At 50.7% G+C, this 19,242-nt stretch carries 13 protein-coding genes and 2 tRNA genes; 14 read left to right on the top strand and 1 reads right to left on the bottom strand.

Annotated features, from left to right (window positions below):
* Window positions 1–74: 74 nt before the first annotated feature.
* On the bottom strand, window positions 75–1,151 hold the full coding sequence (ribD, locus tag HMPREF9441_RS04200) for a bifunctional diaminohydroxyphosphoribosylaminopyrimidine deaminase/5-amino-6-(5-phosphoribosylamino)uracil reductase RibD (RefSeq protein ID WP_008618371.1): 1,077 nt from the start codon (window positions 1,149–1,151) through the stop codon (window positions 75–77).
* Window positions 1,152–1,202: 51 nt separating this feature from the next.
* Between ribD and prmC the strand changes: the two genes are divergently transcribed.
* The 14 genes from prmC to HMPREF9441_RS04125 all read left to right on the top strand — a co-directional run bounded on the left by prmC (window position 1,203) and on the right by HMPREF9441_RS04125 (window position 19,208).
* Complete coding sequence (prmC, locus tag HMPREF9441_RS04195) at window positions 1,203–2,057, top strand: peptide chain release factor N(5)-glutamine methyltransferase (protein ID WP_008618370.1); 855 nt, start codon at window positions 1,203–1,205, stop codon at window positions 2,055–2,057.
* The gene (locus HMPREF9441_RS04190; RefSeq protein ID WP_008618369.1) at window positions 2,045–2,527 is read left to right on the top strand and encodes a regulatory protein RecX; all 483 of its coding nucleotides are present in this window, start codon (window positions 2,045–2,047) and stop codon (window positions 2,525–2,527) included. The genes prmC and HMPREF9441_RS04190 overlap by 13 nt, the downstream gene beginning before the upstream one ends.
* Window positions 2,502–3,224 (top strand): ComF family protein, encoded by a 723-nt coding sequence (locus tag HMPREF9441_RS04185; protein WP_244949606.1) that lies wholly within the window; start codon window positions 2,502–2,504, stop codon window positions 3,222–3,224. Before HMPREF9441_RS04190 ends, HMPREF9441_RS04185 begins: the two co-directional genes overlap by 26 nt.
* A 253-nt stretch (window positions 3,225–3,477) precedes the next feature.
* Complete coding sequence (locus tag HMPREF9441_RS04180; protein ID WP_008618367.1) at window positions 3,478–4,494, top strand: DNA-binding protein; 1,017 nt, start codon at window positions 3,478–3,480, stop codon at window positions 4,492–4,494.
* Window positions 4,481–4,942: a Fic family protein gene (locus HMPREF9441_RS04175; protein ID WP_008618366.1), complete on the top strand. Its 462-nt coding sequence runs from the start codon at window positions 4,481–4,483 to the stop codon at window positions 4,940–4,942. The genes HMPREF9441_RS04180 and HMPREF9441_RS04175 overlap by 14 nt, the downstream gene beginning before the upstream one ends.
* Window positions 4,943–5,461: 519 nt before the next feature.
* Entirely contained in the window at window positions 5,462–11,239 is a 5,778-nt protein-coding gene (locus HMPREF9441_RS04165) for a T9SS type A sorting domain-containing protein (protein WP_008618361.1), read from the top strand.
* A 540-nt stretch (window positions 11,240–11,779) separates the two neighbouring features.
* Entirely contained in the window at window positions 11,780–12,412 is a 633-nt protein-coding gene (pyrE, locus tag HMPREF9441_RS04160; RefSeq protein ID WP_021980741.1) for an orotate phosphoribosyltransferase, read from the top strand.
* A gap of 27 nt (window positions 12,413–12,439) precedes the next feature.
* Window positions 12,440–12,922: a hypothetical protein gene (locus tag HMPREF9441_RS04155; protein ID WP_008618357.1), complete on the top strand. Its 483-nt coding sequence runs from the start codon at window positions 12,440–12,442 to the stop codon at window positions 12,920–12,922.
* 15 nt (window positions 12,923–12,937) lie between these two features.
* Entirely contained in the window at window positions 12,938–14,278 is a 1,341-nt protein-coding gene (argH, locus tag HMPREF9441_RS04150) for an argininosuccinate lyase (protein WP_008618356.1), read from the top strand.
* A gap of 41 nt (window positions 14,279–14,319) precedes the next feature.
* Window positions 14,320–14,871 carry a hypothetical protein gene (locus HMPREF9441_RS18565; RefSeq protein ID WP_050806172.1) on the top strand — a complete coding sequence of 184 codons (552 nt, stop codon included), beginning with the start codon at window positions 14,320–14,322 and terminating at the stop codon, window positions 14,869–14,871.
* 70 nt (window positions 14,872–14,941) lie between these two features.
* Window positions 14,942–15,017, top strand: a tRNA-Gly gene (locus tag HMPREF9441_RS04140).
* A 5-nt stretch (window positions 15,018–15,022) separates the two neighbouring features.
* Window positions 15,023–15,107: transfer RNA gene (locus HMPREF9441_RS04135), tRNA-Leu, on the top strand.
* A gap of 86 nt (window positions 15,108–15,193) precedes the next feature.
* Window positions 15,194–16,204, top strand: coding sequence for an alpha/beta hydrolase (locus HMPREF9441_RS04130; protein WP_008618354.1), 1,011 nt, complete (start codon window positions 15,194–15,196; stop codon window positions 16,202–16,204).
* A gap of 172 nt (window positions 16,205–16,376) precedes the next feature.
* Complete coding sequence (locus HMPREF9441_RS04125; RefSeq protein WP_008618353.1) at window positions 16,377–19,208, top strand: TonB-dependent receptor; 2,832 nt, start codon at window positions 16,377–16,379, stop codon at window positions 19,206–19,208.
* Window positions 19,209–19,242: the final 34 nt, after the last annotated feature.

Here is a 19,242-nt window from a genome sequence, read left to right as displayed (position 1 = left end):
CTTTTACGAAACATAGAGCGTTGAATTATGCAAAATTTCGATAAATCGAAGTATTTTTGCGTTCATCCACACGATTATACAGCCGAACTGCCTCGCGACGAGAGTATATGAACCAGCAAATGGCCTTCCACCTCTGTGGTCCGTATCCGTCCGTGAGGCCATGACGGAGACGGGACGCCCTCTTTTAGAAATACCGGGGACTGTTCCACCCTGATTTCATCCCAAAGTCCGGCCGAAATGAAACTTTCCAACAGCCTATGCCCTCCTTCCACCAAAAGAGATTGGACAGACAAACGGTATAAATCATCCAGAATTTGCGGCAAAATATCCCGACTGAAATCCAAGCGTACGCAAGTCACTCCCGTCTGTTTTCCATACGGAGGAAGAACGGACAAAACATCCAGATATACACGCGTTTCCGCCCCATCGTTAAAAAGAGCAAGATGCCCGGGAAGGTCGCCTCTACGGTCTATCACCAAGCGTAAAGGAGATTTACCCGGCCACATTCGTAAATTCAGCGAAGGATTGTCGGCCAAAGCTGTCTGCCGCCCGACCAAAATAGCCTGATGCTCTGCCCGACAACGATGTACCAACATCCGGGTGTACGGCGTGGAAAATGCGTAAGGTTTTTCTTTCTCGTAGTCCGTGCGCAGGCTATCCATAAAGCCATCGGCCGATTCAGCCCACTTCAACGTAATATAAGGACGATGGTGCGTATGGAAAGTAATGAACCTACGATTCAGTGCCAGACACTCGGCCTCCAGCACACCGACCGTGACCTCGATGCCCGACTCCTGTAATTTCCGTATGCCCCGACCCGCCACTTTGGCAAACGGATCCATACACCCGACTACGACACGGGGAATTCCCTTTTCCACAATCAAATCGGCACAAGGAGGCGTCTTTCCATAATGCGAGCAAGGCTCCAGACTTACGTATATCGTACTCTCTTTCAAAAGCTCGGGATTACGCACAAAACGGATCGCGTTCACCTCGGCATGCGGTCCGCCGCAACGCACATGGTATCCCTCGCCGATAATCTTCCCGTCGTGTACAATGACAGCCCCCACCATAGGATTCGGTGCTGCGCCATAAAACCCGTTGCGTGCCAGTTGTATGCAACGGGACATGTATTTTTCGTCTGTTGTCATATACCAATCCGATAAAAATGCCTATTTTTGTCCGACAAACCCATCACAGAGATGAACGCTTCTTTCAATTATATCTTCGACCGCCTCTGCATGTCCTACCCGGCCAGTGAGGCACGCGCCATAGCCCGCCTTGTCTTGGAGACCCGTTTCGGCCTCACGCCAATCGACATCTGCATGGGACGGGACCGGACTTTCTCTTTAGAAGAACGCCGGGAGCTTGAAAATATTGTGAAACGCCTGTCGCAAAAAGAACCCGTACAATACGTTTTAGGACAAACGGATTTCTGCGGCCGTACTTTCTCCGTTGCCCCGGGTGTCCTTGTGCCGCGTCCCGAAACGGAAGAATTGACGGAGTGGATCATACAGGACGAAAAGGCATCCGGATTTTCATCACCCGACATATTAGACATCGGGACGGGCAGCGGCTGCATAGCCATCACACTGTCCCAAGAACTGCCGCAGGCACAAGTGTCCGCCATCGACATCAGCACGCAAGCCCTTGCCATCGCCCGGAAGAATGCAGAGCGTTTAGGAGCCGCCGTGGATTTCCGGTGTCAGGACATTCTGGACTCTCCGTCCAAAGACCAGGATTCCCCGCTTTGGGACATCATCGTCAGCAATCCCCCCTACGTCTGCGAGCACGAACGGGAGGACATGGAAGAGAATGTGCTGCGCTACGAACCTTCGCAAGCGCTCTTTGTCCCGGACCATGACCCATTGCTCTTCTATCGGGCAATAGGGGAATATGCCGTAAAGACGTTGAAAGAGGGCGGACGGCTTTACGTGGAAATCAACAGGGCATACGGATGGGAAACCACCCGGCTGTTCCAAAGCCTCGGCTTACGAGACGTCACTTTGAAGAAAGATTTCTACGACAATGAACGAATGATACGATGCAGAAAATGAAAGAACTGACCACACAAGAAGCCTTCAACAAGGCTGCGGCCTGCTGTTCCGGCGCGGAATACTGTCTTTCCGACATCCAAAAGAAGCTGGACAAATGGGGACTCGGTGCAGCGCAACAGAAAGAAGTGCTCACACGCCTCCAAGCGGAAAAATTCATCGACGAAGCCCGGTTCAGCCGGTGTTTCGTACGGGACAAATTCAGATATAACCAATGGGGGCGCATTAAAATCATGCAAGCCTTCCGACTTAAAAACATTCCCGACACGTGTTGCCGGGAGGCACTGACCGAAATCGAAGAAGAGGAATACCTGTGTGTCCTCCGTAAGCTTCTGCAAAGCAAAGCCCGGAGCGTGAAGGCTGCTTCCGACTATGAGCGTAACGGGAAACTCATCCGCTTCGGCCTCAGCCGCGGATTTGAAATGAATGCCATTACGCGTTGCCTGCATGTGGAAGAAGAGGATTTTACATAGTCTCTCGCCGTACCTACAAGCCCTTCTGGACTTTTTCTTCCCCCGGTATTGCCTTTGTTGCCGCAGGCGCATGTCGCCGGGTGAAGAGGTGCTCTGCGTACGATGCCAGGCCGACCTTCCACGTGTCCGGACCGTTTCGTTTGAAGAAAACGACATCGCCCGCATATTTTGGGGACTGGTTCCCATCGAGAAAGGAATTTCTTTTTTCCATTACACCCCACACTCTCCTCACAGCCGCATTTTGTTCGAACTGAAATACCATAACCATCCCGAAGTAGGGAAAACCATGGGACGTATGATGGCCGAGGAACTGAAAGCCACAAGCTTTTTCGACGGGATAGACCTTATCGTGCCCATTCCCTTGTCCCGGAAAAAGAAACGGCAACGGGGCTACAACCAAAGCGATTGGATAGCGTGGGGCATATCCGAAGCCATCGGCATCCCCACCGATACGACAAGCGTGGTGCGCACCAAATCCAATCCGAGCCAAACCACCTTGGACCACCGGCAACGGCGCGAGAACGTCCGGGACATCTTTGCCGTCCGGCATCCCGAGAGTTTGGAAGGCCGCCATATCTTGTTAGTGGACGACGTCATCACCACCGGAGCCACCATGCTGTCCTGTGCCGAGGCCATTGCCCGTGCCTGCCGCGTCCGCTTCAACGTGCTCAGCCTCGCATGGGCAGGACATTCGTAAGAAGCAAGGAAGCCGCTCATTCCCTTAAAAAAAAACACCAAACCGTTTTCCTTATTCAGAAATTGAATGTTAATTCCATTGAAATGACAACAGAAAATCGTTTTTAGTTGTATTGCGAGCCTATCAACTCAAAATTTAGTGTATTTTTGTAGCAAAATCCGGAACGGTATGAAGTTGGACCGGATTACAAAGTTTTTTGAATAAAAGGGCATGTCAGAAACTTGGTTTGTAAAACAAGTTAGCTAATTAAGGAATGAAGGATTTGACCTTATCACAAATAGAACGGCAGAACGTATTAAACAACCGCTTTGCCGTGGCAATAATCCAAGAACATCTTGGATTAGAGGCTATATACTTTAACGGGCAATATTGGCTTACAAAAAAAATGGTAGCAGACTTCTATGAAGTGGAGGAGCGAACCATTGAGCGTTATATCGCACAAAACGAAGAAGAGTTAAATCATAACGGATATATTTTAAGTAAGGGTAAGTTACTGAAAGAATTGAAATTACAATTTGCTCACGTCATAAATGTCGGGAGCAAAACCACCCAACTTGGACTGTTCAAATTCCGTGCATTTCTCAATATAGGAATGCTATTGACGGAAAGTGAAAAGGCCAAAGAACTTCGTAGCCTTATACTTGATATCGTGATTGCCACTATCAATGAAAGAACCGGTGGCGGTACCAAATTTATTAACCGCAGGGACGTCAATTACCTCCCTGCCGCCATACAGGAAGACAATTACCGCAAAACATTGACATCCGCCATCAGCCGGTATGTAATCGGACATACAACGTTCAAGTATGCCCAAGTTACAGATATCATTTATAAGGCTGCCTTCCGCGAGAATGCAAAGGAATATAAAAAAATACTTAGATTGGGAGATAAGGACAATGTCCGGCAAACCCTGTACGCAGAAGTACTGCTACTTATATCGTCATTTGAAAATGGTGTGGGAAATGCCATTTACGAAAAGTACAAGGCAACAGGTAAAATGCTATCAGTTGCCGATGTAGAACAAATAGTACAAGAATTGGAAGAAAACCCACTGATGAAACCCTTTCTGCATGACGCGCGCACCAAGATGTCTTCTCGTGATTTGAGTTTCAGAGATGCCTATCATGGTAACATAGCAGAGTACCTAAGGGCTGTTACTCCCGAAGAATATGAAAGGTTTATCGGAGAACAATCCGTAGATTTCGACCAGATTCTTAAAGAGAACAAAGATGTCCTCAAAAGATTGAAACAAGTTGATGATGAACAGTAAGGATATTCAATATATAGAATATGAGGAAGCCATCAACGTCTACAATCGGATGATAGACAATAGCGGTGGAGGTTTCGAGGGAATACGAGACGAAGGCGGCATACGCGCTGCACTTGATTTCGTGCAAGACGATACGTATTATCCCGATTTTACAGACAAACTCACATACTTGGTGTTTCGTTTCTGCTCGGGGCATTTTTTTAACGACGGAAATAAACGGATTGCACTCACGTTGGGAGCTTACTTTCTACATAAAAATGGAATGAATTGGCATGCCTGTGTTTTTATGAAGCAACTTGAGGCCATTGTTTACCATGTGGCGGCATCGCATATTGATCAAGACTTACTATTACGAATCGTACAATGCTTTATTGCAGGAAACGATTATGACGAAGAACTGAAAATAGACATTGCAATGGCTATGAACAATGGTTCATTGGGCATATAAGGCGAAGATTACGTGCTCAGCCTCGCATGGGCAGGACATTCGTAAAAAGCAAGAAAGCCGCTCATTCCCTTAAAGAAAAACATCAAACCATTTTCCTTATTCAGAGATAAATTGTAAATTTGCCACATCCTCACCTTGAAGCAATCTGACAAGCAGAAGCGGAGGGGTGGGATGACATATAGGAAAAGGCGTTTATCAGACGCTTTGTTCTTTTGACTCTTCAAAGTCTCGCAAACTTGGAATTTCGTCGAATGACAAAGCAACGATAGATGCCCATTGGGATATGTATTCATACAGTCCTCGTTGTATCCGTTCGTAAGCACGGATACAAAGGGACGGATTGTACACATATTCTGCGTGGGCTTCTGCGTTGCTCGTCCTTGACGAAATGGGCAATGCGAGACGCCTTGAAGAGTGGGACGAGCGACAGGTACAGCGACCCACGCTTTTTTATATATGGCCGACGATTCCTTGATTAAACGCCGCTCCGGGGTTGCATAAGGCACAAAAAGTATAAATATGGAAAAACATTATCATGATGCCTTCTCCGGCGCACCCCCTCTCACATCCAATGGCACTCTCCATGTGCTATCCCGTGTCTTATTCCTTGTACTCTGTGGCCTTTGGGGAGTTACGGCAGCCCAAGCACAAGACGACAGCTATCGTTGGGTAGAACAAAACGGAGTGTATACCCTGACCGGCACAGCCCAAAAAGGCGAAATAGCCACCATTAAAGTCGGTTCGTTCTATGCCCCGGATGATCACGGAGATGCCACCGTATACTTTCATGCCAGTGGCATCGATACCCAAAAGGACAAGATTTCACTGTTCTATCCGATTAACCAAGATGGCACAGGCAGCGACACCCAACACGGAGGACGAATCCAGGAAGGTTGGAATAATGTGTATCTGACAGCCCAACATGTGGAAGGCACCACCGCCAATGTACAAATCAGCCATATTATCCTACCGACAAACACGACCCACCCCATCGAAGCCATGAGCAACATCTATGACATCAACGGTGACGGCAAGATGGAATTTTTAGGAACGGATTTCCGTTTCCATTCTTACCAATATCCGGGACTAATGCCTATGGAACAATACTCCATACCCGAAAACGGGAAACATGCCCGGCTGTGCAACCTGAACAACGATGCATTCCCGGACATCCGCTATTTGGAGGGCGGAATCATCGCCCTCTCCGAACAGGACGCTTCATGGCAAATTCCCGATAATGTCAGCGAGGCACCCTATCCCTGCGACTACAACAACGACGGGCGCATCGACCTGATGCACGACAACCGTAAAATATACCGCCAAGCTGCCGACGGCAGTTTCAGCCCCATCGAAATCATACCTATTTCATCAGAAGAAGACACATTGGTATATAACCGTTGGGAATCACAACCCTCCTCCTCAGGCATAGGCCTGGGCAACTTGGGCGGCGATGTGGGCGTAGCTATCGGAGGCTCCCCGTCAGCCCACGTCGCTACCTTCTCCAGTAACCGGGAATTCTATAGCATGGACTTCAACAAGGACGGACACGCAGACCTGATTGACGAATCCACCGGCACCTTATTGCTCAACCGGGGCAACAACCGTTTTCTTCTGGCACCACAAAACGGCAGGCTATACCCACGTGACTTGAACGGAGACTTTATCATGGACTACATCTGTTATGATGAAGAAACCCAGACGGTGGAAAGCATGGTGTTCCAAAAAGACGGGAGCATCAAAAGGCAAACGTTGATGAGCAACCTGGCCATGGACAAACGCATTCATTTCTATGACTTCAATGCCGACGGCTATGTGGACGTACTGTTGCCTTTCAGCCATTCGTCAGCCACGGGAGAATATTGCTACCTGGTAATGGCCATTAACGACGGAAAAGGAAATTTCACCATCAACGAAGACAATACCTTCCACCGCCAACTGTTTTTCATCGGATGCGCCGACGTAGACAACGACGGATGTTACGACATATTGGCCTTGGAAAAGAATGCGGACCGCAAAGTCTGGAATGGATGGGAATGCGACCTTTATTGGCTGAAAGGAAGCAAGGACATGCTTTTCAAAGAAATGCCGGACGCATTGATACCCACCCAAATCGTGCAGTATGAATCTTCGGAAGAATTGAATGGCGATGCCGAAGCTTACGCCGGCGATTTCGACAATGACGGTTTCTGCGACATCCTGGTCCATAGCATGTACTTTGAACGCACCTCGGACAAGCTTCCTACTGCCTCAAACAGCTTCCTTTATTCTTTTAAGCAGGAAGCTACAGCCGCCAACCAATCCCCGGAGAAACCGGACATGCCGACCCTCGTGTCCGATGCCGCATCCGGAATGCTGCAAATCAACTGGCAACCAGGAAAGGATGACCTGACTCCAACCGCCGACCTGACCTACGCCCTGCGCATCGGTACCGCCCCGGGCAAAGGGGACATCTTTTATGCCTGCGCCGACGAACAGGGACACCGCCTGAACCTGATGCCGGGCAATATGGAGTACAACTTGGACAAGACGCTCAACGTGTCCGGTTGGCGAAAAGGGGACTACTACATCGCCGTGCAAACCATCGATGCCATGGGAAAAGGCAGCGCGTGGTCGGATGCCGCCGTCTACCGGCATGAAGTGGCGCATGCCCCATTCTACATCGCGGACAAGGACATCACGACTGCCGACACGGCCATCATGGGTTATGACGGCCCGGCCGACCCCTCGCTTCATTATAACTGGGATTTGGACGGTGGCACCATCATCTCTTCCGAGGCTTCGGGAAGCATCCTAAAAGTCGTGTTCGACCAACCGGAACAAAAACACATCACACTGAGCGTGACCGACGCGGAAGGCAATACCAGCACTCCCCGGACAGACGACCTGCATGTCAGTGCCGTCCGGTTCGACAAAAGGACGTTGTCCATGAACAACGGCTATATACAACAAATAGCCGACATCGACCTCGACGGACAACCCGAACTGCTCGCCACGGACGGCGTATACCAACCCACGGAAGAACAGGATTTCGAAAAAGCACCGGGCATTTACAACACGAACCTGAGTATCGGACTGAACTTTGCATGGGATTACAACCGCGACGGGTTGATAGACTTCATCGGTGGCATGAACCCGGAAAATGAAAAATACAAAGACAACCTGATGCTCAACCAAGGCAATAGGCGCTTCACCGTAACCCACGCCGTAGGCGAAGCATTCGTACCCCAAATAGGCTATCACGGGAGTGTCAGTTGGAAATACCCCATCTATGATTTCAACAACGATGGCTTGCCCGACTACCATTGGCGGAACTCATCCGGATATACCGACCAAAACGATACCATCTATGAGAATACAGGCGACTGGCGCACGTTCGTGGCTCATCCTATCGACAACATAGGCTTTTTCCCGAGCGACAATTGGTCTGCCCATGAATTTGATGAGGATTTCGTATATGCCGACATCAACGGGGACAATCTGATGGACATGGCCGGTTGGAGCAAACAGTGGGACGAAAACGGACACCTTTACGCCCGCAAATGGATGTTGTTCATCAACCAAGGCAACTTCAAGTTCCAAAGGATAGACACCGACATCACCGTTGATTACAGCAATCTTCAGACAATTCCGACATTTGCCGACTTGAACAACGATGGCGTCAAAGACATCATCATAGATGAGGAATATAGTGGCGATAACCGGTTCTATCACATTTACCTCAGTCGAAACGGACAGATTGACTATGAAAATCCCATAGTAGTGGAAGGCCCCGTGGGAGTAGCCAAAGACCTTATCTTCTACGACCTGGACAACAACGGATACCTTGATTTGGTCGGCACGTACTTGAACAGTTGGCTGTACAATTACGGAGGAGGAAAGTTTGAGTTGCAAACCACCGATGACGACAACGGTTCCTATATGCTATTTGGAAAAGATGCCAACGGAAAGCCGCTGTTTCTGAACAACGCCGGCGACGACATGAGCACAGCCAACAGCCGCATTTCCAATACGCCACCGCACGCTCCGCAAGGCTTGCACGCCACGCAGGACAAAGACGGGTATCTCACCATATCCTGGAACGCTGCTGAAGACGCCGAAACCCCAGCCTACCAGATGCGTTATAACCTGAGCGTGAAAAAACAAGGGGCTTCCGGAGAAGGAGCATTCATCATCTCCTCGTTGAACGGGCTAAGTAACGAGGCCGCCCCTCTGCCCTCACCCTTGCAGGAACTGACGGGAACGCAAATCCGCATCCCCGTATCCGCACTACCGGTAGGCAAATATGAGATTCAGATGCAAAGCATAGACAGATGGTTCGCCACCTCGGATTTCACCACCCCCTTGGCGGTGGAAATCCTCCCTAAACCGTTATTGTCCTTGCCGCCACGCATCTGTCGTGACAAATCGGCCACTATACGGTATGTCGGCACGGAAGGACGACAGATACAAGTGGACTTCGGAGCCGATGCCACCGTGCTGGACCACAGCGATGACCACACGTACGAAGTGGTGTGGAGCACAGCCGGACAAAAGACCCTTACCGTAACCGTGGACGGCATCAGCAGCGAAGTGTCCACCTATGTCAATCCGCCGTTGGATGCCACATTCACCCTGCCCAGAATCACGTTGGCTCACACGAAAACCAACTTTGAAATATCGGACGACATCTTCATGGCCAACCGGAGCGTAAGTTTCACCGTCAAGTCACAAGACGACGATGACTTTTATACTCCCGGGCACTATGGCATCAGTTTTGAACGGAAAGAAAACACGAAAGAGGTACGGACCACATTCACGCATACCGGACATTATACCGTGCGCATGACCGTGGAAGACGATGGTTGCGGAAACATCTACCAAGAACGTACCATCGATGTGCTCGAAGGAATGGAAGCCCCGCAGATCGCCTTGGTCACGGTAGACCCCACGACCGGGAAAAACCGGATTAACTGGAAGTTCAGGAACCTTCCGGATTACATTTCCACGGTCTGCATCTATAAAGAGGGCAGCCACTACAACCAATTCGACTTGATTGGCGAAGCACAACCGTCAGACGAGGGGTTCACCGACATGGCCTCCAACCCGGCCGTCACCACTTCGCGCTACCGTATCTGCCTGAACACCAGTTTCGGCATACCGACGGAAAGCGGTACGCCCCACCAAAGCGTCCACCTGACCATCAACAAAGGCATGAACGGCAGTTGGAACCTGATGTGGAATGCTTACTCCGGACGCGACATAGACCATTACCGCATCCTGAGAGGCACCTCGCCCGAAACGTTAACCGAAATATCTACCGTTTCCGGCAGCACCCAGTCGTACACCGACCTCACAGCTCCAGAAGGCGTGGTTTACTATGCCATAGCGTATAGTGCTTATTACGAAGATGAATGGCAACCGATGAAGCGCAGTCTCGCCATGGCTTCTGCCCAATCGAACACAGCTAGCGCAGCGCAAGCCCAAAACTTGCGGTTGGCCGAAGAACTGGCCGTCACACATTTGGAAAAAGATGCCATATTGAACGAACAACAAGCCTGCCTGCACCTGTATGCCCACATCTACCCGGCGAACGCCTCGTGCAAGAACGTGAACTGGACGATTATACAGGGCGAAGAACTGGCCTATGTCACCCCACAAGGACTGTTGGTCGCCCACGGGACTCAGGCCGGGCAGATTATCGTACGCGCCACGACCATCGACGGCTCACAACTGCATCAGGACTTGACGGTGGAAAAAGCATCTTTCCCCGTTCCGGTCGAAAGCATCCGCATCTACCCCGAAGACGAACTCTATATCGACAATGCCACCGGAATGCAACGCATAGAACTGGCGGCAAAGGTTTACCCGGAAGAGGCCACAAACCCGCAAGTCGTCTGGAACATTATCGAAGGCAGCGAATTCGCTTATATCGAAGAGGATGCTTCCGGGCACACGTACCTCCATGCCACCCAAAACGGCAAGGGCACGATTGAGGTAAAATCAGTGGCCTATCCCGGGATACGGGATACCCGTGCGTTCCACGCCGTGGGATTCCCCGGAAGCGACATCCGCTCTTCCCGCGAAAACACCATCCACATCTATCCGGCCATCGTGACCGAAAACCTTCATGCCTGCCACATGCCGGCCCACAGTGAGAAACAGATTTACGTCATCGGATTGGATGGACGGTGCAAACATGCGGAACAAACATGGGAAACGGACATCCGTATCCCATGCCACAGTTTCCCCTCGGGCGTTTACCTGCTAAAGGTTGTAACCAACGGACAAACCGTAACACGCAAGTTCATCAAAAAATGACACTTTGCCTGCTCATCTCCCTTGCCTCCCGCAGCCTCGTGCCCAGGACGGCAAGGGATTTTTGTATACCAGAAAAGCCCCGAATTTTCTGCGCCAAACGAAAAATCGTTCGGCTGAGAATGATTTTTCATTCTGCTGAGAACGATTTTGCGTGCTGCTGCAAACGATTTAATGCCGTGTGCCAGCTCCACCACCCATACAATGAATTTGAACGCAAAAAGGGTTCACATCCTTCATACAAACTGTGGTTCAATCCATTACGGTGAACTTTCTTCCTCACAGCCTTCACCAGTCCTTCACGGAGAGGCAAGTGTCTCCGCATGAGCGCCCAAAAGCCATAGAACGGTCTGAGCCAGACGTGAATCTATACATTGAAAAAAGTTCTCTTTCCCCCGAATAGTCATCCCTTTTCACTATCTTTGCTATCGCGAAAATAGGATGCGGCTCGGCATAGCCAAACTTGAAAAACTTCGCTTTTCATTTGTCTCTGCGCTCACCTTTCACTATCTTTGCAGCACGAATTATAAACTTAGGACAGTTATGGAAACATTAGAGAAGATTTTCGCAGCTAAGTTGCTTAAGGTCAAAGCCATCAAACTTCAGCCGACCAATCCTTTCACATGGGCTTCCGGATGGAAATCCCCATTTTATTGCGACAATCGCAAAACATTGTCTTACCCGGAATTGCGCAATTTCGTAAAAATCGAGATAGGACGCCTCATTGCCGAGCGTTTCCCCGAAGCCGACGCTATCGCCGGCGTGGCCACAGGAGCCATCCCGCAAGGCGCATTGGTAGCCGATTTGCTGAACCTTCCGTTCGTTTACGTACGCTCCAAACCCAAAGACCATGGTCTGGAAAACCTGATTGAAGGCGAACTTCGTCCGGGCATGAAGGTCGTTGTCGTAGAAGACCTGATTTCTACCGGCGGAAGCAGCCTGAAAGCCGTAGAAGCCATCCGCAACAACGGTTGCGAAGTGAGCGGCATGGTGGCAGCTTACACTTACGGGTTCGACGTGGCCGCCCAGGCTTTCAAAGCAGCTAACGTAAAACTGATCACCCTGACTAATTATGAAGCCGTAGTCGCAGAGGCCGTACGCATCGGCTATATCGACCCCAGCGACGTGGAAGTACTCAACGAATGGAGAAAAGACCCGGCCCATTGGAACGGTTAATCGTCTCATCAACAGGAAAACGGAAAAATGTCAAAACAACAATTTGAAAGCAACGTCAAGCCTATTCCCTACGCGCAGTCGTGCGTCTATGCCAAATTGGCCGACTTGAACAATCTGGCCGTCATCAAGGAACGGTTCAACGACCCGTCGGTACGTGCCATGATGTCGGGCCAGGTGCCGGAAGACAAGTTGAACCAACTGAACGAACGTATCCAGGAAATGACATTCGACACGGACTCCGTGAGTTGCAACATTTCCCCGTTGGGAGAGGTTTCGTTGCGCATCATCGAGCGTGAGGAACCGAAATGTATCAAATTTGAAACGGTCAATTCCCCCATCCATCTCAACCTGTGGATTCAACTGTTGCCCACTTCCGAAACGGCATGCAAGATGAAACTGACGGTAGGAGCCGACCTCAACCCGTTCATCAAAGGTATGGTGGCCAAACCGCTGAAAGAGGGTGTAGAGAAACTGGCGGACATGTTGGCCATGATTCCATACGGAGCTTAATCACACAAAGACAATATGGCAAGCAAACTTTGGGAAAAAAACACGGAAGTCAATCAAGAAATAGAAAAGTTCACGGTCGGCCGCGACCGTGAACTTGATTTGTATCTGGCCCGGTACGACGTACTGGGTTCCATGGCGCACATCACCATGCTGGAATCCATCGGACTGCTCGGCAAGGACGAGCTGCCGGTGCTGCTGGAAGAACTGCGCCGTATCCATGCCGACATCGAAGCCGGACGCTTCATCATCGAAGAGGGCGTGGAAGACGTGCACTCGCAAGTGGAACTGCTCCTCACCCGTAAACTGGGCGACATGGGGAAAAAGATTCATAGCGGCCGGTCGCGCAACGACCAGGTATTGGTGGACCTGAAACTGTTCACCCGCGCGCAACTTCAGGACATCGCAGAAGAAGTCAGAGTGCTGTTCGAAGAACTGCAAGCCCAAAGCGAACGCTACAAAGGGGTGCTCATGCCGGGATACACCCACCTTCAGGTGGCCATGCCTTCCAGTTTCGGATTATGGTTCGGGGCCTACGCGGAAAGTCTGGTGGACGACCTGCTTTTCCTTCAGGCCGCCTACAAGATGACCAACCGCAACCCGCTCGGTTCTGCCGCCGGTTACGGTTCATCGTTCCCCCTCAACCGTACGCTGACCACCGAACTCCTCGGATTCGATTCGATGAACTACAACGTAGTCTACGCCCAGATGGGACGCGGAAAGATGGAACGCAACGTGGCCTTCGCCCTTGCAGGCATCGCCGGGACGCTGAGCAAACTGGCTTTCGATGCCTGCCTGTTCAACTCGCAAAACTTCGGTTTCGTCAAGCTGCCGGACAACTGCACCACGGGGTCGAGCATCATGCCGCACAAGAAAAACCCGGACGTATTCGAACTGACGCGTGCCAAATGCAATAAAATCCAGGCACTGCCCCAACAGATTATACTCATTATGAACAATCTGCCGTGCGGCTACTTCCGCGACCTGCAAATCATCAAGGAAGTCTTCCTGCCCGCTTTCGAAGAACTGAAGGACTGCCTGCGCATGACGGCCTACATTATCAATAAGATACAAGTGAACGAGCATATCCTTGACGACCCGAAATACGACAACATGTTCAGCGTGGAAGAGGTGAACCGGTTGGCCACGGGCGGCATGCCGTTCCGCGATGCTTACAAGAAAGTGGGACTGGACATCGAAGCCGGAAACTTTACCCCCGACAAACGCGTGCACCATACCCACGAAGGAAGTATCGGCAACTTATGCAACGACAAGATACATGAGCTGATGGAACAAGTGTGGAGCGGTTTTAACTTCGCCCGCACCCGTGAAGCGGAAAACCGTCTGCTCGGAAGATAAGAAATACCACAATAAAAGGCAAAAAACTCCGTTTCTTTGATATGAAAAGAATACGGAGTTTTTTTATATTCACGGCATTGCTATGCCTCACGGCCTGCAAGGAGGACGTACAAAACACCTACTCCAACTATCCGGCCTATTTCGTGTACAAAAACGTCAATACTGTACCGCAACTCAACGCGGCCTTGAACAGTTTGGGAGTCTATACGACCATCCGCCGCGACCGCGACCGTTTCCTGTTCACAGACGAAAGCGGACACACCACTCCGGTCAATGCCACTGCCATTGCCGGCAACTCTTCCATTCAAATGGGTATCGCCGGTTTTATTGCCGGCCTGCCCAACATCCCCGAACTGGGCAGCACGACTTCCCTGCCCGTCTGCTACGATTTGGCCTGCCCCAACTGTTATTCCGCCTACAATATATCCCGCGCCCTGCAACTGAAAGAAGGCGGTTATGCCGCATGCGTATCCTGCGGCCGAACTTACAACCTGAACAATCAGGGACAAATCAGTATCGGTGAGGAAGGGGTAAGCCTGTTCCGTTATCGCATCACGTATTCCGGTAACACGATGGTCATCAACAACCGATAAAAAATAAAAGAAAAATTTGGTGTAAACCCCGAAATACGCTATCTTTGCAGCCGTAATACACAAGTCCCCTGCGGAAATAGCTCAGTTGGTAGAGCACGACCTTGCCAAGGTCGGGGTCGCGAGTTCGAGTCTCGTTTTCCGCTCCAAGGTTGCTCGAATGGTGGAATCGGTAGACACGAGGGACTTAAAATCCCTTGGCCATTACGGCTGTGCGGGTTCAAGTCCCGCTTCGAGTACGAAAAAAATCGCAATCATCCGGCAAAGGAATGGTTGCGATTTTTATTTTATACGATAAATAGTAACAAGTCGTTCAAAACAAAAAATGAGAACTATACTTCTGATATGCTTTAGTCTGTTAGGTACTTTACCTACTGTTTACGGCCAAAGCTCCATAGAAAAAGACCGTGATGCGTTCCGTCGCGAAGCCGACCGGTTCTTGTCGGCCATGCCCGACGGGTTACAGGAACAACAGACCCAAGCCATACTGCAAGCCATACAAGGCGACACCGTACCCCTCACTCGTATCCGGGCATCACGTAATATTCCTACTCCTTTACCAACCGACGTGAATGCCATCTATATCACTCCGGCTCTGCGCCTGTACACTCCCGTAAAAAAGAATCAAAGTCCTCTGCCTCTTCTCATTTACCTGCATGGAGGAGGATGGACATTCGGAAGCATTAACAGTTGCGCCCGGTTTTGCCAGACATTAGCCGCCACAGGCAATGTCATCGTGTTGGCAGTAGACTATCGTCTGGCTCCCGAACATCCGTTTCCGGACGGACTGGAGGACTGTATACGTGCCGTAAAATTGGCTCGCAAAAAAGCTTTGGAATGGGGCAGCTCACCGGAACTCATTTCCGTCGGGGGAGACAGTTCGGGAGGCAACTTAGCTTTGTCCGTCTGTCTGCATAACCTGCAAAACGGGATGCCGCCTCTTCGCTCTCTCCTGCTTTTCTACCCGGTGGTATCTGCTTGGAACGATGCATCGCCTTCTTGGAAAACCTATCAAAAGGGAGCGGCATTAGACGGTTCGTTGATGGAGGCCTTCAATCAAGCCTACACGCGCGGTCAGGCCAAACATCCTTTCATATCTCCCTCCCTTTGCCCGGACAGCCTGCTCTCACGTCTGCCCCGACTGCTTCTCGTGGCTGCCGAACGCGACATCTTATGCGACCAAGGGAAAGAATTCACCGACCACGTGAAACGCCTCGGCGTGACAGCGCACCGTGAAGTATTGCCAGGCACTGTCCATCTGTTCATCACCGTACCGGGACAGGATACGGCTTTCCGACATGCCGTGTCTTTGGCTGAAGATTTCCTTCGGCCTTAACGGACTCCCGTTTAAAGATATTTAGCAAATATACTTATTATAAGTTATTCCTGCGTAACGGAATGACTTATATCCGAACAATCCCCCCGATACACAACAAAATATACCGATATTTAAGTATTGACGAACATTCTCGAATGGGATAATTTTGTAACCTCAAAAATTAAACGTCATGTTACAAGGAAAAAATCCCATTCTCGGCATCATCCTACTCTTTTTCTTCTCTCTCCCGTCTTTTGCTCAAAATGCTTCAAATATATTGGAAGGAACCGTGCGCGACATAAAGGGAAAACCTATAGAGTTAGCTACGGTAAGCCTAAACAACGTCATAGGTTCCCATACCGACCGGAACGGACACTATAAGCTGACCCGACTGAAAGAAGGTACCTACCAGTACCGTGTTTCTTTTGTAGGTTATGAAACGGTGATGGGCACGGTGCATATCCAATCCTCAAAAACAAGACTGGATGTCACACTCAAAGAGCTGAGCCTCAACCTTAAGAATGTAACAGTGACGGCACGGCAAGAACAAATGGGTTCTAAATCGCTTATCGGAGAGGACGCCATACGCCACGTACAACCCAAAAGCCTGAACGATTTGTTGCAGCTCGTACCGGGCAACCTGATTGAAAATCCGAATTTGAACAATCTGGGGCAGGCACACATACGCGAAATAGAAGATGACGACAACAATGCCTTAGGCACCTTGGTGGTAGTAGACGGCACCCCTTTAAGCAACGAATCGAACCTGCAAGTGGTATCGCCCAGCAAATTCGGCGCCAATTCCGGCATGCAAAGCGACGGGATGAGCGAACAGACGACAGCCGGAAGAGGCGTGGACCTACGCACCGTCAGTGCCGGAAATATAGAATCAATGGAGGTGATACGCGGTATCCCCTCTGTGGAATACGGTAATCTGACGTCGGGCGTAGTGGTAGTCAAAACCAAGGCGGGACACACGCCTTGGGAAGCCAAGTTCCAAACGGACCCAAACTCCAAACAAGTCTTCGCCGGCAAGGGATTCAACCTCAAAAGGGGCGGAGCTGCAAACTTCAGCGTAGACTGGTCGCAGTCGTGGGCCGATACGCGCAAGCACTACATGGGATACGACCGCATTACGGCCTCAGCCGGATACTCCGCCCAATTCGGGCCGCTTTCCCTTAACGTAAAAGGAGCCTTTTACTCTAACGTGAACAACCGTAAAGACGATCCCCAGTTCGAGGAACAACAAATACATTACAAAAACACCAACGTGGGCGGACGGCTTTCCGTGAGTGGGCGTTACAAGCCTGCCGGAGGCTTTCTCTCTTCGCTGGACTATAATCTCTCAGCTCAAATGTCACGCACGGTAGACAGCCACGACAATTGGGTGAACAATCCCGACGGACTGGTCACGACAGCCCGCGAACCGGGTGTACACGTAGCTCAGATACGTAATGTGGGGTACACATCGGCTTACCGCATCGAGGGCATCCCCGTCAACCTGTATGCCCAAGCTGTGGCAAACAAATACTTGCAAATCTCGGAAAACGACTATGCCAACCTGAAACTCGGCGCAGAATACACTTACGATGCCAACCGGGGTGAAGGATTCACTTACGACGAAAATAACCCACCGCAAGCTCAAGGGGCACAGACTCTCCGTCCACGGAGCTACAAGGACATACCTGCCCAAAGCACCTTGTCGGGTTTTGCCAGCAGCCGTCTGCGTAAGGGGTTGGGCTCCATGGGGCTTATGCTGGAAGCCGGAGTACGCGTCAGCAACATGTTTGTAGACCGGAAACAAAGCGGAGGTATCAGCCACTTCCTCGTAGCCGAGCCTCGTGTCAACGCCACGCTAAACCTGTTGGACAGCCGGAACAATCCTGTTTTCGACCTGCTGGCCCTGACCGGAGGTTTCGGCATCTCCAACAAGATGCCCACACTGATGTACCTCTATCCCGACTATGCCTATTTCGACAATGCCAGCCTGTCTAAATACGGGACGGAAACAAAGGACCGTTTGGGATTGATCACGACGGACGTAGTAAAGAATACGGCTAACCCCGACCTGCGTCCTGCACGCTCCACGAAATGGGAAGCGGGCCTGTCTTTCCGCATCAACAGGATAAAGGGTTTTGCCACCTTCTTCCATGAATTCCACCGGCACGAACTGGGCTTTACGTCGCAACTCATCTGGCAAAACTATGACAAGTACACCGTGCCGGCCACGGCAACCGACCCCGTATTCGATGCCGCAAGCGGCGACGTGACTTACCGCGTGGATGGGACGGAGCATACAGCCCTGCGGACGAAGACCACCGAAATGTACACCTGGAGCCGGGCGGCCAACAGCACGACCACGCACAAGCACGGCATCGAGTACGGACTGGACTTCGGTGAAATCAAGCCCTTGCACACCTCGCTGAACATCAGCGGGGCATGGTTCCATATCAAGCGCAAAAATGAGAACATGCCCCTGAACTATATCAATTCTTCGTTCGACTACGTAGGCGTGCTCCCTTCGGGCGGAGGGAACCTGCGAGACCGGTTCAATTCCACGTTCCGGCTCATCACCCACATCCCGGCCATCAAAATGGTATTCACCACATCGGTACAGGTCGTATGGTACGAAAGCACCCAAACCATCTACGAAGACGAGAACGGAAACAGCCGCTACTATCTCAAGTCTTACGAAGACAAGGATTACTTGGTAGTCGACCCCGTGGGATACTACGACAAACAGGGCCACTACACGGCGTGGAGCCAGGCCGATGCCGACGACGCGGACAAGTCGCGCATCATGTACCGCACACAACCTTACTTGTACGAAAAGGATGTCATCAAGCCTTGGGCGTTGCTGAGCTTCCGTTTTACCAAAGAAATAGGCCGTGTGGCCGAACTGTCCGTCATCGCCAACAACTTCACCAATACCAAGAAGTGGCACACCAATCCGCACAGCCTGGCCAAAACGCAACTATACCCGGACATGTACTTCGGAGCGGAACTGAAGCTGAAACTTTGAGAACACACCTATATATAAACATTTAACAAACAGA

Origin of the sequence: Paraprevotella clara YIT 11840, assembly GCF_000233955.1 — a bacterium.
Classification (GTDB): domain Bacteria; phylum Bacteroidota; class Bacteroidia; order Bacteroidales; family Bacteroidaceae; genus Paraprevotella; species Paraprevotella clara.
The sequence above is the reverse complement of the archived record's forward strand: the minus strand, read 5'-3'. Positions and strand labels throughout refer to the sequence as shown.

Bases quoted from the DNA above. Each gene is read 5' to 3' on its own strand.
- ribD (WP_008618371.1), bottom strand. From the start codon at position 1,151: ATGACAACAGACGAAAAATACATGTCCCGTTGCATACAACTGGCACGC.
- HMPREF9441_RS04165 (WP_008618361.1), top strand. From the start codon at position 5,462: ATGGAAAAACATTATCATGATGCCTTCTCCGGCGCACCCCCTCTCACA.
- HMPREF9441_RS04125 (WP_008618353.1), top strand. From the start codon at position 16,377: ATGTTACAAGGAAAAAATCCCATTCTCGGCATCATCCTACTCTTTTTC.
- HMPREF9441_RS04185 (WP_244949606.1), top strand. From the start codon at position 2,502: ATGTGGAAGAAGAGGATTTTACATAGTCTCTCGCCGTACCTACAAGCC.
- HMPREF9441_RS18565 (WP_050806172.1), top strand. From the start codon at position 14,320: ATGAAAAGAATACGGAGTTTTTTTATATTCACGGCATTGCTATGCCTC.
- HMPREF9441_RS04155 (WP_008618357.1), top strand. From the start codon at position 12,440: ATGTCAAAACAACAATTTGAAAGCAACGTCAAGCCTATTCCCTACGCG.
- HMPREF9441_RS04180 (WP_008618367.1), top strand. From the start codon at position 3,478: ATGAAGGATTTGACCTTATCACAAATAGAACGGCAGAACGTATTAAAC.
- HMPREF9441_RS04130 (WP_008618354.1), top strand. From the start codon at position 15,194: ATGAGAACTATACTTCTGATATGCTTTAGTCTGTTAGGTACTTTACCT.
- HMPREF9441_RS04190 (WP_008618369.1), top strand. From the start codon at position 2,045: ATGCAGAAAATGAAAGAACTGACCACACAAGAAGCCTTCAACAAGGCT.
- pyrE (WP_021980741.1), top strand. From the start codon at position 11,780: ATGGAAACATTAGAGAAGATTTTCGCAGCTAAGTTGCTTAAGGTCAAA.
- HMPREF9441_RS04175 (WP_008618366.1), top strand. From the start codon at position 4,481: ATGATGAACAGTAAGGATATTCAATATATAGAATATGAGGAAGCCATC.
- argH (WP_008618356.1), top strand. From the start codon at position 12,938: ATGGCAAGCAAACTTTGGGAAAAAAACACGGAAGTCAATCAAGAAATA.
- prmC (WP_008618370.1), top strand. From the start codon at position 1,203: ATGAACGCTTCTTTCAATTATATCTTCGACCGCCTCTGCATGTCCTAC.